This is a genomic window from Isoptericola haloaureus (assembly GCF_036689775.1).
Taxonomy (GTDB): domain Bacteria; phylum Actinomycetota; class Actinomycetes; order Actinomycetales; family Cellulomonadaceae; genus Isoptericola; species Isoptericola haloaureus.
In genome coordinates this window covers 485,202-500,552 of the sequence record NZ_JBAGLP010000118.1, presented here as the reverse complement: position 1 = coordinate 500,552, position 15,351 = coordinate 485,202, and the positions used below count along the sequence as shown (strand labels likewise).

At 69.3% G+C, this 15,351-nt stretch carries 8 protein-coding genes; all 8 read left to right on the top strand.

What is annotated here, in order from left to right:
• Positions 1–53 precede the first annotated feature (53 nt).
• The 8 genes from V5O49_RS12440 to fusA all read left to right on the top strand — a co-directional run bounded on the left by V5O49_RS12440 (position 54) and on the right by fusA (position 15,254).
• A complete protein-coding gene (locus tag V5O49_RS12440) occupies positions 54–2,558 on the top strand; it encodes a CHAT domain-containing protein (RefSeq protein WP_332902486.1) in 2,505 nt (834 codons plus the stop codon).
• A 265-nt stretch (positions 2,559–2,823) separates the two neighbouring features.
• Positions 2,824–3,354, top strand: a complete 531-nt coding sequence (rplJ, locus tag V5O49_RS12435; protein WP_278237445.1) for a 50S ribosomal protein L10 — start codon at positions 2,824–2,826, stop codon at positions 3,352–3,354.
• Positions 3,355–3,435: 81 nt separating this feature from the next.
• A complete protein-coding gene (gene rplL / locus V5O49_RS12430; protein WP_278236525.1) occupies positions 3,436–3,828 on the top strand; it encodes a 50S ribosomal protein L7/L12 in 393 nt (130 codons plus the stop codon).
• A 446-nt stretch (positions 3,829–4,274) separates the two neighbouring features.
• A complete protein-coding gene (rpoB, locus tag V5O49_RS12425; RefSeq protein WP_278236526.1) occupies positions 4,275–7,787 on the top strand; it encodes a DNA-directed RNA polymerase subunit beta in 3,513 nt (1,170 codons plus the stop codon).
• Positions 7,788–7,843: 56 nt separating this feature from the next.
• Positions 7,844–11,725, top strand: coding sequence for a DNA-directed RNA polymerase subunit beta' (locus V5O49_RS12420; protein ID WP_278236527.1), 3,882 nt, complete (start codon positions 7,844–7,846; stop codon positions 11,723–11,725).
• Positions 11,726–12,187: 462 nt separating this feature from the next.
• A complete protein-coding gene (gene rpsL / locus V5O49_RS12415) occupies positions 12,188–12,562 on the top strand; it encodes a 30S ribosomal protein S12 (RefSeq protein ID WP_106267324.1) in 375 nt (124 codons plus the stop codon).
• On the top strand, positions 12,562–13,032 hold the full coding sequence (rpsG, locus tag V5O49_RS12410) for a 30S ribosomal protein S7 (RefSeq protein WP_278236528.1): 471 nt from the start codon (positions 12,562–12,564) through the stop codon (positions 13,030–13,032). The genes rpsL and rpsG overlap by 1 nt, the downstream gene beginning before the upstream one ends.
• Before the next feature lie 116 nt (positions 13,033–13,148).
• Positions 13,149–15,254, top strand: coding sequence for an elongation factor G (gene fusA / locus V5O49_RS12405; protein ID WP_278236529.1), 2,106 nt, complete (start codon positions 13,149–13,151; stop codon positions 15,252–15,254).
• Positions 15,255–15,351 lie beyond the last annotated feature (97 nt).

The window sequence follows — 15,351 nt, the reverse complement described above, 5'->3', positions numbered from 1 at the left end:
CTGCCTCGCGGGTCCGTCCGGCCTCGCGTGCCTACCGGTCGCTGCTGCGCGACGTGTCGCCGCTCGATCCCGCCCTGCACGGCGCCTGGGTGGTCGACCTGCGGGTGCGGGCGCTCGTGGGCGAGGCCTCCTGCACCTACGGGCTCTCCGGAGACCTCGACGGTGCTCGACGGCTCGTGGCCGAGGCGCTCGTCGTGGCCGAGGCAGGCGGCCACCACGAGCTGTCCGCGGTGGCGCACGGCCAGGACGGTCTGCTCCTGCTGAGGTCCGGCGACGCGCGAGGTGCCGCCGCCGCCTTCGACCGCGCGTTGTCGGCGGCCGACCCCGAGAACCACCGCGACCTGGCCGTCCTGCACATCAACCGCGGTGCGGCTGCCGGCGAGCTGCGCGACCTCGACGCCGACCTGCGCCACCACCAGATCGCTCTCCACCACGCCCGCCTCGACGGCAACGACCGCTATGCCGCGTTCGCGTTGTTCAACATCGGTTTCGCCTACTACCTGCGCGGAGACTTCCACCGCGCGCTGCGGAACATGGAGGAGTCGTCGGCGCTGCAGCCCGAGGGGCCGGACGGCTGGTCCGAGGTGGGGCGCGCCCAGGTCCTCCTCGACGCGGGACTCGTCACCGAGGCGGAGAAGGTGCTCGCGGACTCCGCCGACATGCTCTCGGCCGAGGACCTGACCGGCGAGATGGCCGACGCTCTCCTGGCGCGGGCGCGCTGCGCGATCCTGCTGCGCCGACCGGAGGAGGCGCTGCGGTGGGCCGGGCGGTCGCGCCGGGCGTTCGCGCGCGTGGGCAACGACTCCTGGGCTCTGGCGGCACGGATCACGGCGTTGGAGGCCAGGCTCGCCCTGGACCGTGAGCGCGGGACGGCGCGCCGCACCACGCTGCGTCGACGGCGGGACGACGCCCTCACTCTGGCGTCGGAGGGCGGCGACGAGTCCGCGGCACCGAGCCGCGAGGCCGCTGTGGCGGCCCGGCTGCTCGCCGCGGAGTGGTCGCTGCTCGCCGGCGACCACGACCGGGCGGCCGAGATCGTGGGCGAGGTGCCGCGGCTCGGGAGCAGCCCGCTCCCGCTGCGCATCCATCACGAGTCGGTCCGCGCCCAGGTGGCGTTCGCCGGCGGCGACCGGCGTCGTGGTCTGCTGGCCGTCCGCCGCGGCCATCGCGTGCTCGCCGACCACCGGGCCCGTCTCGGCTCGGTCGACACGGTCACCGCCGCGGCGGCGCACGGGACCCGGATCGCGCGGGTCGACGTCGAGGCGGCGCTGGCCACACGGCGACCGTGGGCCGTCTTCGACGCCCTGGAGAGGGGGCGAGCGGCGTACGCCGGAGCCGCTCGGGTGCGCCCACCCGACGACGAGCAGCTGGCCGAGCTCCTGACCATGGCCCGTGCGGCGGCGGAGGACGCCCGGGAGCTCGCGACGAGCACGGACCCCGGAGACCGGGCGCGGGCCGCCAAGCGGTCGGCGGACGCCCACCGGCTGCAGCAGCGAGCGCGACGACGGTCGTGGCAGCTCGCGGGGACGGGGGACCGGACGATACCCGAGCCGACGACCGCCCGTGACCTGATCCGAGACCTGCGTGCGGCGTGCTCGGACGCCGTCGTCGTGTCCTACCTGCTGACCGAGCGCGTGACGGCGGTCCGGCTCGACGCGACGGGTGCGAGGCTGGTCGAGCTCGGCTCGTCGGCCGAGGCGGCCGAGCTGGCCCGCCGGGTCCGGCAGGACGTCGACGTGCTGGCCAACGGGCTCATCCCCGCCCCGATGCGCGAGGTGGCCGCGACCTCGGCCCGGCGGTCCCTCGAGCGGCTCGACGACCTGCTGCTGGGGCCGCTGGAGGTGCACGGACCGCTGCACGTCGCGGCGCGCGACGGCCTGCTGGCGGTGCCGTGGGCGTCCCTGCCGTCCCGCGCGGGGATCGCGACCAGCGTCGACTCGTGGGTGGCACGCTACGAACCGGTCGACGGCGGGGACCGGGCCCGGGCAGCGCGAGCGCTGGTCGTCGCGGGGCCCGGTCTCGCCGCGGCGGACGACGAGGCCAGGCTCGTCGCCGAGGAGTGGGTGGCGGCCGATCCGCGGACCGGGGAGCGCGCGACGTGCGCGGCGGTCCGGGAGTCCCTCGCCGACGTCCAGGTGGTGCACCTCGCCGCGCACGGCGTCCACGAGCCCGACAACCCGCTGTTCTCCTTCGTCCGGCTCGCGGACGGACCGTTGTACGCGCACGAGCTGGACGGCGTGAACCTGCGGGGGACGGTCGTCGTGCTGTCCGCCTGCGAGGTCGGACGTGCCTCCGTGCGTCTGGGCGGCGAGCCGCTCGGGCTGACGAGCGTCCTGCTGCGCCTCGGGGCGCGAGCGGTCGTCGCGGCGGTCGCGCCGCTGCGGGACGAGGTCGCGGCACGCGTCATGCCGCGGCTGCACTCGGCGCTGCGCGACGGCCGGGAACCGGCCACGGCGTTGGCCCTCGCCGTGGCGCCGGAGCCCGAGCCCGTCCCCCTCGTCTGCTTCGGCCCGCTGGCCGTCGAGCGCGACGTGCAGGAAACGACCGCCACGGTGTGACGAGCGCCTCGTGACGGCTGGTGCCGCCCGGGCGTCGTCGTCGTGTACAGTTCTCGGGTAACCCAAGACCGCCGGTCGTCCCAGGCTGCCCGGACTCGCTCCGAGAGGCCGAAGACCGAAGTCCCGCGAGAGTGCGGAGGCCTGCGTAGGTGACACGACGACGATCCCACGGCTGCGGCCGTGAGCATCCGAGCCCCGTGCGCCTGCGCCGGGGCTCTTTCTCTTTCCCGGGGTGACCGGTGGCTCCACCACCGGAAGGATTGCCATGGCGAGGCCGGACAAGGCAGCCGCCGTCGCGTCGATCGCGGACAAGCTCCGTGACTCCAACGCGGCCGTGCTGACCGAGTACCGCGGGCTCTCCGTCGCTCAGCTCCAGGAGCTGCGTCGGTCGCTCAGCGGCAACGCAACCTACGCCGTGGTGAAGAACACGCTGACCAGCATCGCGGCCAAGGAAGCCGGTGTCGAGGGTCTCGACGCCGACCTCCAGGGTCCGTCCGCGATCGCGTTCGTGACCGGTGACCCGGTCGAGGCCGCGAAGGGTCTGCGTGACTTCGCCAAGGCGAACCCCGCACTGGTCATCAAGGGCGGTGTCCTCGAGGGGAACGCCCTGACCGCTGCGGAGATCACGAAGCTCGCGGACCTCGAGTCCCGCGAGGTTCTGCTGGCCAAGGCGGCCGGCGCGATGAAGGCCAAGATCAGCCAGGCTGCCTACGCCTTCAACGCCAAGCCGACCCAGGTCGCCCGAGTCATCGATGCCCTGCGTCAGAAGCAGGAATCGGCGGGCGCTGCCGCCTGATCAGGCGGACGCGCTGGAACACAACCCCTGCTTCTGGCGGGCCGACCGGCCCGCGAAGCGCTGAATGAAAGGAACGCCATCATGGCGAAGCTCAGCACTGACGAGCTCCTGGCCCAGTTCGAGGAGCTGACCCTCATCGAGCTCTCCGAGTTCGTGAAGGCCTTCGAGGAGAAGTTCGACGTCACCGCCGCCGCCCCGGCCGCCGCGGTCGTCGCCGGCGCCCCGGCCGGTGGCGGCGACGCCGCCCCCGCCGAGGAGGAGCAGTCCGAGTTCGACGTCATCCTCGAGGGTGCCGGCGACAAGAAGATCCAGGTCATCAAGGAGGTGCGCGCGCTCACGTCCCTCGGTCTCAAGGAGGCCAAGGACCTGGTCGACGGCGCGCCGAAGCCGGTCCTGGAGGGTGTCGACAAGGACGCCGCCGAGAAGGCCAAGGAGGCCCTCGAGGGCGCCGGTGCTTCCGTCACCCTCAAGTGAGTCGCGCGGCGTGAGCCGCACTCACCGATGATCCGGTGCGCCGGACGTCACGCACGAAGGCCCGTACCCCCTGGGGTGCGGGCCTTCGTCGTGCGCGGAACGGTGTGACGCACGGCTCGCGCGGGGGTCTGGCGGCTTCGCTGCCGGGGGAGTAACGTGGGAAGGCACCGTTTCTTGGGCGGCATATGGCGGCCACCGAGACAACGTCCTCAGAACCGACGGAATCCGAGGGCGTCCGCTCGCGTGCCGGCGCGAGTGGACAGGACTGAAGATTTCGGCTACGCTAGCGCTTTGCGCTCGCCTGTGCCCAGACGTTCCTCCCGCCGATGATCACCCGCCTGCCGGGTCACCTGTCGTGACCCCCGGGGCCTCGTCGCCCGCGGTTCGGACGTCCGTCGCACGACAGAGCGTACAGCGTGCCATCGAACTGCAGGGAAGGACCCCTCTTGGCTGCCTCGCGCACCCCTTCTGCTCCGTCCGCCGACGCTATCGCGAACCGCACCGCCTCCCGCCGACTCTCGTTCGGCCGGATCCACGAACCCCTCCAGGCGCCGGACCTGCTCGGCCTCCAGCTCGAGAGCTTCGACTGGCTGCTGGGCAACGAGTCCTGGCAGGCCCGGGTCGAGGCCGCGATCGAGGCCGGACGCCACGACGTCCCCGAGTCCTCCGGTCTGGAGGAGATCTTCGAGGAGATCTCCCCGATCGAGGACTTCGGCCAGTCGATGTCCCTGTCCTTCGCCAACCACCGCTTCGAGCCCCCGAAGTACACGGTGGAGGAGTGCAAGGAGAAGGACTTCACCTACTCGGCGCCGCTGTTCGTGACGGCCGAGTTCGTCAACTACACGACGGGTGAGATCAAGAGCCAGACGGTGTTCATGGGCGACTTCCCGCTCATGACCGACCGCGGCACCTTCGTCATCAACGGCACCGAGCGCGTCGTCGTCTCGCAGCTCGTCCGTTCCCCCGGCGTCTACTTCGAGCGCACGCCCGACAAGACCAGCGACAAGGACGTCTTCTCCGCGAAGATCATCCCGTCCCGCGGTGCCTGGCTGGAGTTCGAGATCGACAAGCGCGACGCCGTCGGCGTGCGCGTCGACCGCAAGCGCAAGCAGCCCGTGACGGTGCTGCTCAAGGCGCTCGGCATGACCGAGTCGGAGATCCGCGAGGAGTTCGGCGAGTTCCCCACGATCCTGGACACCCTGGAGAAGGACCACGTCCACACCCAGGACGAGGCCCTCGTGGACCTGTACCGCAAGATCCGCCCGGGTGAGCCGCCGACGGTCGAGGCCGGCCGCGCGCTCGTGGAGAACTTCTACTTCAACCCCAAGCGCTACGACCTGGCGAAGGTCGGCCGCTACAAGCTGAACAAGAAGGTCGGGGTCACCGCCGAGCTCAGCGACAGCACGCTGTCGCTGGCCGACGTCGTCGCCACCATCAAGTACCTCGCCGCGCTGCACGCCGACAAGTCCTCCCTCCCGGGCACGCGGGACGGGGAGCCGTACGACGTGCGCGTCGAGACCGACGACATCGACCACTTCGGCAACCGCCGCATCCGTGCGGTCGGCGAGCTCATCCAGAACCAGGTGCGCACCGGGCTGTCCCGGATGGAGCGTGTGGTCCGTGAGCGGATGACCACCCAGGACGTCGAGGCGATCACGCCGCAGACCCTGATCAACATCCGCCCGGTCGTCGCCTCGATCCGCGAGTTCTTCGGCACCTCGCAGCTGTCGCAGTTCATGGACCAGAACAACCCGCTGGCCGGCCTGACGCACAAGCGGCGTCTGTCCGCGCTCGGCCCGGGCGGTCTGTCCCGCGACCGTGCCGGCATGGAGGTCCGCGACGTCCACCCGTCGCACTACGGCCGCATGTGCCCGATCGAGACGCCGGAAGGCCCGAACATCGGTCTGATCGGCTCGCTCGCCTCGTTCGGCCGGATCAACGCGTTCGGCTTCATCGAGACGCCGTACCGCAAGGTCCTGGCCGGCAAGGTGACCGACGAGGTCGTCTACCTCACCGCGGACGACGAGGACAGCTACGTCATCGCCCAGGCGAACACCACGCTGAACGAGGACGGCTCCTTCGCCTTCGACCGCGTGCTGGTCCGCACCAAGGGCGGCGAGACCGACGACGTCCCGGCCTCCGAGGTCGACTACATGGACGTCTCCCCGCGGCAGATGGTCTCCGTCGCGACGGCGCTCATCCCGTTCCTCGAGCACGACGACGCCAACCGTGCGCTCATGGGCGCCAACATGCAGCGCCAGGCGGTGCCGCTGGTCCGCTCCGAGGCCCCGCTGGTGGGTACCGGCATGGAGCGCCGCGCCGCGATCGACGCCGGTGACGTCATCGTCGCCACCAAGCCCGGTGTCGTCACCCAGGTCTCGGCCGACCTCATCACGGTCGAGAACGACGACGCGACGACGACCACGTACCGCGTGGCCAAGTTCCGCCGCTCGAACCAGGGCACGAACTACAACCAGCGCGTGCTGGTCGACGCCGGCCAGCGGGTCGAGGTCGGGTCCGTCCTCGCCGACGGTCCGGCCACGGACGAGGGCGACCTCGCGCTCGGCCGCAACCTGCTCGTGGCGTTCATGTCCTGGGAGGGGCACAACTACGAGGACGCGATCATCCTGTCGCAGCGCCTCGTGGAGGACGACGTCCTCTCCTCGATCCACATCGAGGAGCACGAGGTCGACGCCCGCGACACCAAGCTCGGGCCCGAGGAGATCACCCGGGACATCCCGAACGTCTCCGAGGACGTGCTGGCGGACCTCGACGAGCGCGGCATCATCCGCATCGGTGCCGAGGTCGGCGCCGGCGACGTGCTGGTCGGCAAGGTCACCCCGAAGGGCGAGACCGAGCTGACCCCGGAGGAGCGCCTGCTGCGCGCCATCTTCGGCGAGAAGGCCCGCGAGGTCCGCGACACCTCCCTGAAGGTGCCGCACGGCGAGTCCGGCACCGTCATCGGCGTGCGCGAGTTCAACCGCGAGGACGGCGACGAGCTGCCCGCCGGCGTGAACCAGCTCGTGCGGGTCTACATCGCCCAGCGCCGCAAGATCACCGTCGGTGACAAGCTCGCCGGCCGTCACGGCAACAAGGGCGTCATCGCCAAGATCCTGCCGCAGGAGGACATGCCGTTCCTGCCCGACGGCACCCCGGTCGACATCGTGCTCAACCCGCTCGGTGTGCCCGGTCGCATGAACGTCGGTCAGGTCCTCGAGACGCACCTGGGCTGGGTCGCCAGCCGTGGGTGGGACGTCGAGCTGGCCGAGGGCGACGACCTCGAGTGGCGCGACGAGCTGCCCGAGCACGCGCGCAGCTCCGAGCCCGGCCGCCCCGTGGCGACGCCGGTGTTCGACGGTCTGGAGGAGCACGAGCTCCGCGGGCTGATCTCGACCACGCTGCCGAACCGTGACGGCGACCGCATGGTCGGCCTGGACGGCAAGGCGCCGCTGTTCGACGGTCGTTCCGGCGAGCCGTTCCCGGACCCGGTCGCGGTGGGCTACATGTACATCCTGAAGCTCCACCACCTGGTCGACGACAAGATCCACGCGCGCTCGACCGGTCCGTACTCGATGATCACCCAGCAGCCGCTGGGCGGTAAGGCGCAGTTCGGTGGTCAGCGCTTCGGCGAGATGGAGGTGTGGGCGCTCGAGGCGTACGGCGCCGCGTACACCCTCCAGGAGCTGCTGACGATCAAGTCCGACGACATCCCGGGCCGCGTCAAGGTCTACGAGGCGATCGTCAAGGGCGAGAACATCCCCGACTCGGGCATCCCGGAGTCCTTCAAGGTCCTCCTCAAGGAGATGCAGTCGCTCTGCCTGAACGTCGAGGTGCTGTCCAGCGACGGCTCCTCGATCGAGATGAAGGAGTCCGACGACGAGGTGTACCGCGCCGCGGAGGAGCTCGGCATCGACCTCTCCCGCCGTCCGAACTCGGCGACCACCGTCGACGAGATCTGATCCAGCGACCAGCTGATCCACGGAATCATCCGAAAGCTTTGAGGAAGTAGGACATCTTGCTCGACGTCAACGTCTTCGACGAGCTGCGTATCGGCCTGGCCACGGTCGACGACATCCGTTCCTGGTCGCACGGTGAGGTGAAGAAGCCCGAGACCATCAACTACCGCACCCTGAAGCCGGAGAAGGACGGACTCTTCTGCGAGAAGATCTTCGGCCCCACCCGGGACTGGGAGTGCTACTGCGGCAAGTACAAGCGCGTGCGCTTCAAGGGCATCATCTGCGAGCGCTGCGGCGTAGAGGTCACGCGCTCCAAGGTGCGCCGTGAGCGCATGGGCCACATCGAGCTGGCCGCCCCGGTCACGCACATCTGGTTCTTCAAGGGTGTGCCGTCCCGCCTCGGCTACCTGCTCGACCTCGCCCCGAAGGACCTGGAGAAGGTCATCTACTTCGCGGCCTACATGATCACGTGGGTCGACGACGAGGCGCGCCAGGAAGACCTCCCGAACCTCCAGAACGAGATCGACCTGGAGAAGAAGGAGATCACCGACCGGCGCGACAACGACATCAACCTGCGTGCCACGAAGCTCGAGAGCGAGCTCGCCGAGCTCGAGGCCGAGGGGGCCAAGGCGGACGCGCGCCGCAAGGTCCGCGACGCCGCCGAGCGCGAGATGGCGCAGCTGCGCAAGCGTGCGGACCAGGAGCTCGACCGCCTCGAGCAGGTCTGGGACCGTTTCAAGAACCTCAAGGTCGCCGACCTCGAGGGCGACGAGATGCTGTACCGCCAGCTGGTGGACCGCTACGGCACGTACTTCGAGGGCGCCATGGGTGCCCAGGCGATCCAGAAGCGCCTGGAGAACTTCGACCTGGACGCCGAGGCCGAGTCGCTGCGCGAGACCATCCGCACCGGCAAGGGTCAGCGCAAGACGCGCGCCCTCAAGCGGCTCAAGGTCGTCAACGCGTTCCTGACCACGACGAACTCGCCGACGGCCATGGTGCTCGACGCCGTGCCGGTCATCCCGCCGGACCTGCGCCCGATGGTGCAGCTCGACGGTGGCCGCTTCGCGACGTCGGACCTGAACGACCTGTACCGCCGCGTCATCAACCGCAACAACCGCCTCAAGCGGCTGCTGGACCTGGGCGCGCCGGAGATCATCGTCAACAACGAGAAGCGGATGCTCCAGGAGGCCGTCGACTCGCTGTTCGACAACGGCCGTCGTGGCCGTCCGGTCACGGGTCCGGGCAACCGCCCGCTGAAGTCGATCTCCGACATGCTCAAGGGCAAGCAGGGCCGGTTCCGCCAGAACCTGCTCGGCAAGCGCGTCGACTACTCCGGCCGTTCGGTCATCGTCGTCGGCCCGCAGCTCAAGCTGCACCAGTGCGGCCTGCCGAAGCAGATGGCGCTCGAGCTGTTCAAGCCGTTCGTCATGAAGCGTCTGGTCGAGCTCAACCACGCCCAGAACATCAAGTCGGCCAAGCGCATGGTCGAGCGCACCCGCCCCGTGGTGTGGGACGTCCTCGAAGAGGTCATCACCGAGCACCCGGTGCTGCTCAACCGTGCGCCCACGCTGCACCGACTGGGCATCCAGGCGTTCGAGCCGCAGCTCGTCGAGGGCAAGGCCATCCACCTGCACCCGCTCGTGTGCGGCGCGTTCAACGCCGACTTCGACGGTGACCAGATGGCGGTCCACCTGCCGCTGAGCGCCGAGGCGCAGGCCGAGGCCCGCATCCTCATGCTCTCGAGCAACAACATCCTCAAGCCGTCGGACGGCCGTCCGGTGACCATGCCCTCGCAGGACATGATCATCGGTCTGCACCACCTGACGGCCGAGCGGCCCGGTGCCGTCGGCGAGGGTCGCGTGTTCGGCACCCAGGCCGAGGCCATCATGGCCTTCGACCGGGACGAGCTCGACATCAACGCGACGATCAAGATGCGGATGTCGGACCTCGTGCCGCCGCGCCGCGGCTTCGAGGCCCCCGAGGGCTGGGAGCCCGGCCAGCAGCTGCTGTTCGAGACCACCCTCGGTCGCACCCTGTTCAACGAGGCCCTGCCGACCGACTACCCGTTCCAGAACGAGGTCGTCGGCAAGAAGGAGCTCTCGACGATCGTCAACGACCTCGCCGAGCGGTACCCCAAGGTGGACGTCGCCACGTCGCTGGACGCGCTGAAGGACGCCGGCTACCGGTGGGCCACGCGCTCCGGCGTGACGATCTCGATCTCCGACGTCGCCATGCCGGTGGAGAAGAACGAGATCCTCGACGAGCACGAGGCGCGCGCGCTGAAGGTGCAGGGCCAGTACGAGAAGGGCCTCATCACCGACGACGAGCGTCGTCAGGAGCTCATCGAGATCTGGACCCAGGCGACCGACAAGATCGCCGCGGTCATGCGCGACAACCTCGAGAACGACACGCGCAACACGCTGTACCGGATGGTGTCCTCCGGTGCTCGCGGTAACTGGATGCAGGTGCGTCAGATCGCCGGTATGCGCGGTCTGGTGGCCAACCCGAAGGGCGAGATCATCCCGCGCCCGATCAAGTCCAACTACCGCGAGGGCCTCTCCGTCCTCGAGTACTTCATCGCCTCGCACGGTGCCCGCAAGGGTCTGGCCGACACGGCGCTGCGTACCGCGGACTCCGGCTACCTGACCCGTCGTCTCGTGGACGTCTCCCAGGACGTCATCATCCGCGAGGAGGACTGCGGGACCGAGCGCGGCCTGATGCTGCCGGTCGCCGAGCGCATCGGCGACCAGCTCGTCCCCGACGGTCGCGTGGAGACGTCGATCTACTCGCGCACCTTCGCGACCCAGGTCGTGGCGCCCGACGGCACGGTGCTCGCCGAGCCGGGCAGCGACGCGGGCGACGTCATCATCGACCAGGTGATCGCCGCCGGCATCGAGGAGGTCAAGGTCCGCTCGGTCCTGACCTGCGAGTCGCGCGTCGGCACCTGCGCCAAGTGCTACGGCCGCTCCCTGGCCACGGGCAAGCTCGTGGACATCGGCGAGGCCGTGGGCATCATCGCCGCGCAGTCCATCGGTGAGCCCGGTACGCAGCTGACCATGCGGACCTTCCACACCGGTGGTGTGGCCTCCGCGGACGACATCACGCAGGGTCTGCCCCGTGTGACCGAGCTCTTCGAGGCCCGTACCCCGAAGGGTGAGGCGCCGATCGCCGAGTACACCGGTCGCGTGTCCATCGAGGACACCGAGCGGACCCGGCACATCGTGCTCACCCCGGACGACGGCGGCGAGGAGATCAAGTACCCGGTCACCAAGCGTGCGCGCCTGCTGATCGCCGACGGCGACCACGTCGCGGTCGGTACCCAGCTGGTCCAGGGCGCCGTCGACCCGAAGAAGGTGCTGCGCATCCTCGGCCCGCGTGCCGCGCAGAAGCAGCTCGTGGACGCGGTCCAGGAGACCTACCGGTCGCAGGGCGTGGACATCCACGACAAGCACATCGAGGTCATCGTGCGCCAGATGCTGCGCCGCGTGACCGTGCTCGACGCCGGTGACTCGGACCTGCTGCCCGGCGAGCTCGCCGAGCGTGTCCGGTTCGAGGACGCCAACCGCGCGGCCGTGGCGGAGGGTGGCCAGCCGGCCGCCGGCCGTCCGGAGCTGATGGGTATCACGAAGGCTTCGCTCGCCACCGACTCGTGGCTCTCGGCGGCCTCCTTCCAGGAGACCACCCGGGTGCTCACCGAGGCGGCGATGAGCGGTCGTCGCGACCCGCTGCTGGGCCTCAAGGAGAACGTCATCATCGGTAAGCTCATCCCGGCCGGTACGGGGCTCGCCCGGTACCACAACATCGAGGTCGAGCCGACCGAGCAGGCCAAGGCGGAGCTCTACCCGAGCTTCGGCTACGACGAGATCGACTTCCCGACCCTCGGCATGGGTTCGGGCGAGGCGATCCCGCTGGAGGACCTGGACTTCGGCGACTTCCGCTGATCCTCTCCTGCCGAGGTAGGCAAGAACGCCGCGAGGTAGCACTCGTGCGCCGGACCCCGTGTCCGGACCGGAGTGCTACCTCGCGGCGTTCTTGCCTCCCTCGGCACCTGGGCGACCGACGTCACAACCGTGGCGTCGTCTCACCCTTTGACCCCGCTTGCTTCCGCGGGTAATCTAGGAAGCCGTGCCCGTGCCGTCGTGCCGTGCATCCGTCGGTCACCCGAGCTGTTGCTCGGAGGACCTCCCGGACGCGCCGCCGACGATCGCACGGGCATCCCGGGACGAACGCTCGCTCCTCCACGAGGGTCGCGAGCGCACCCCGGGCCATCGAGCCGGTGGTACGTGGCGTGGCGGTCCGTGAGGGCCGCGGGTGCCGCATGCGATCGGCGCGCACAAGCCAGTACAGACCACCAGTCGGGGGCCGGCGAGGCCCCCGAGAGCTCGAGAGACGACGGAGACGTAGTGCCTACGATCCAGCAGCTCGTCCGCAAGGGCCGGACCTCGAAGGCCGGGAAGTCGAAGACTCCGGCGCTCAAGGGTTCCCCGCAGCGGCGCGGCGTGTGCACCCGTGTGTACACCACCACCCCCAAGAAGCCGAACTCGGCGCTCCGCAAGGTTGCGCGTGTGAAGCTCTCCTCCGGCATCGAGGTCACCGCCTACATCCCCGGTGTCGGCCACAACCTCCAGGAGCACTCGATCGTGCTCGTCCGCGGCGGTCGTGTGAAGGACCTGCCCGGTGTCCGCTACAAGATCGTGCGCGGCGCCCTCGACACCCAGGGTGTCAAGGGCCGCCAGCAGGCGCGTTCCCGGTACGGCGCGAAGAAGGAGAAGGCCTGATGCCTCGTAAGGGTCCGGCCCCCAAGCGGCCGCTCATCGTCGACCCCGTCTACGGGTCGCCCGTCGTCACGCAGCTGATCAACAAGGTCCTGCTCGACGGCAAGAAGTCCACCGCCGAGGCGATCGTGTACGGCGCCCTCGAGGGCGTGCGGACCAAGACCGACCAGGACCCGGTCGTCGTGCTCAAGCGCGCGCTGGAGAACGTCCGTCCGGCCCTCGAGGTCCGCTCCCGCCGCGTCGGCGGTGCGACCTACCAGGTGCCGGTCGAGGTCCGTCCCTCGCGCTCCACGACTCTCGCGCTGCGGTGGCTCACCGACTTCTCGCGGGCCCGCCGCGAGAAGACGATGACCGAGCGACTCATGAACGAGATCCTCGACGCGTCGAACGGCCTGGGCGCCGCGGTCAAGCGTCGCGAGGACATGCACAAGATGGCCGAGTCCAACAAGGCCTTCGCGCACTACCGTTGGTGATGCGTGCTGACGGCCCCGGGGTCCGCCCCGGGGTCGTCAGCCGCTCCCGGAACCGGCTGGCGGCCGGCCTCCGGCACCGGTTCCCGACGTCCCACTGACCCGAGGGGTAAGACACCGTGGCACTCGACGTGCTGACCGACCTGAAGAAGGTCCGCAACATCGGCATCATGGCTCACATCGATGCCGGCAAGACCACCACCACCGAGCGCATCCTGTACTACACGGGTGTGAACTACAAGATCGGTGAGACGCACGACGGCGCGTCGACGATGGACTGGATGGAGCAGGAGCAGGAGCGCGGCATCACGATCACGTCGGCCGCGACGACCTGCTACTGGAACGACAACCAGATCAACATCATCGACACCCCGGGCCACGTCGACTTCACGGTCGAGGTGGAGCGGTCGCTCCGCGTCCTGGACGGCGCCGTCGCCGTCTTCGACGGCAAGGAGGGCGTCGAGCCCCAGTCGGAGACCGTCTGGCGTCAGGCCGACAAGTACGACGTCCCGCGCATTTGCTTCGTCAACAAGATGGACAAGCTGGGCGCCGACTTCTACTTCACGGTCAAGACGATCGTCGAGCGCCTCAAGGCCAAGCCGCTGGTGCTCCAGCTCCCGATCGGTGCCGAGAACGACTTCATCGGCGTCGTCGACCTGCTGAGCATGAAGGCGCTGGTCTGGCACGGCGAGACCAAGCTGGGCGAGACCTACGAGGTCGAGGAGATCCCCGCCGACCTGCAGGCCAAGGCCGAGGAGTACCGCAACGAGCTCATCGAGGCCGTCGCGGAGTCGGACGAGGACCTGCTCGAGAAGTACCTCGGCGGTGAGGAGCTCACGACCGACGAGCTCAAGGCCGGCATCCGCAAGATGACCGTCAACTCCGAGGCCTTCCCGGTGCTGTGCGGCTCGGCGTTCAAGAACAAGGGCGTCCAGCCCATGCTCGACGCCGTCATCGACTACCTGCCCTCCCCGTTCGACGTCCCGGCCGTCCAGGGCCACGACGTCAAGGACGAGGAGAAGGTCATCGAGCGTCACGCGGACGCCTCGGAGCCGTTCTCGGCCCTGGCGTTCAAGGTCGCCGTGCACCCGTTCTTCGGCAAGCTCACCTACGTCCGCGTGTACTCCGGCAAGGTCGAGCAGGGCGCCCAGGTGCTCAACACCACCAAGGGGAAGAAGGAGCGCATCGGGAAGCTCTTCCAGATGCACTCCAACAAGGAGAACCCCGTCCCCGAGGCGCAGGCCGGTCACATCTACGCCTTCATCGGCCTGAAGGACGTCACCACCGGTGACACCCTCAGCGCCTCCGACTCCCCGGTCATCCTCGAGTCGATGACGTTCCCGGAGCCGGTCATCGACGTGGCCATCGAGCCGAAGACGAAGGCCGACCAGGAGAAGCTCTCGACGGCGATCCAGAAGCTCGCCGACGAGGACCCCACCTTCCGCGTCAAGCTCGACGAGGAGACCGGCCAGACCGTCATCGGCGGCATGGGCGAGCTCCACCTCGACATCCTCGTGGACCGCATGAAGCGCGAGTTCAAGGTCGAGGCGAACGTCGGCAAGCCGCAGGTCGCGTACCGCGAGACGATCCGTCGCAAGGCGGAGAAGATCGACTACACGCACAAGAAGCAGACCGGTGGTTCGGGTCAGTTCGCGAAGGTCATCGTGAACTTCGAGCCGCTGGAGACCACCGCCGAGGGCGAGCTGTACGAGTTCGCCAACGAGGTCACCGGTGGTCGCGTGCCGCGCGAGTACATCCCGTCGGTGGACGCCGGTATCCAGGCGGCCATGCAGCAGGGTGTCCTGGCCGGCTTCCCGGTCGTCGGCGTCAAGGCCACGCTCCTCGACGGTGCGTACCACGACGTCGACTCCTCGGAGATGGCGTTCAAGATCGCCGGATCCATGGTGTTCAAGGAGGGCGTCAAGCGGGCCGACCCGGTTCTGCTCGAGCCCGTCATGGCCGTCGAGGTGCGCACGCCCGAGGAGTACATGGGCGACGTCATCGGCGACATCAACTCGCGGCGTGGACTCATCCAGTCCATGGAGGACGCGACCGGCGTCAAGGTCGTGCGCGCCCAGGTACCGTTGAGCGAGATGTTCGGGTACATCGGTGACCTGCGTTCCAAGACGCAGGGCCGCGCCGTGTACTCGATGCAGTTCGACAGCTACGCCGAGGTCCCCAAGGCCGTGGCTGACGAGATCATCAAGAAGACCCGGGGCGAGTGAGTCCCCACAGGTCGAACACCTGCACAACCATCAACCTGTAGGAAACCGCAACGCCCCGAGGGTTAGGCTTGATCGGCCGACACTCGCAATCGTTCGG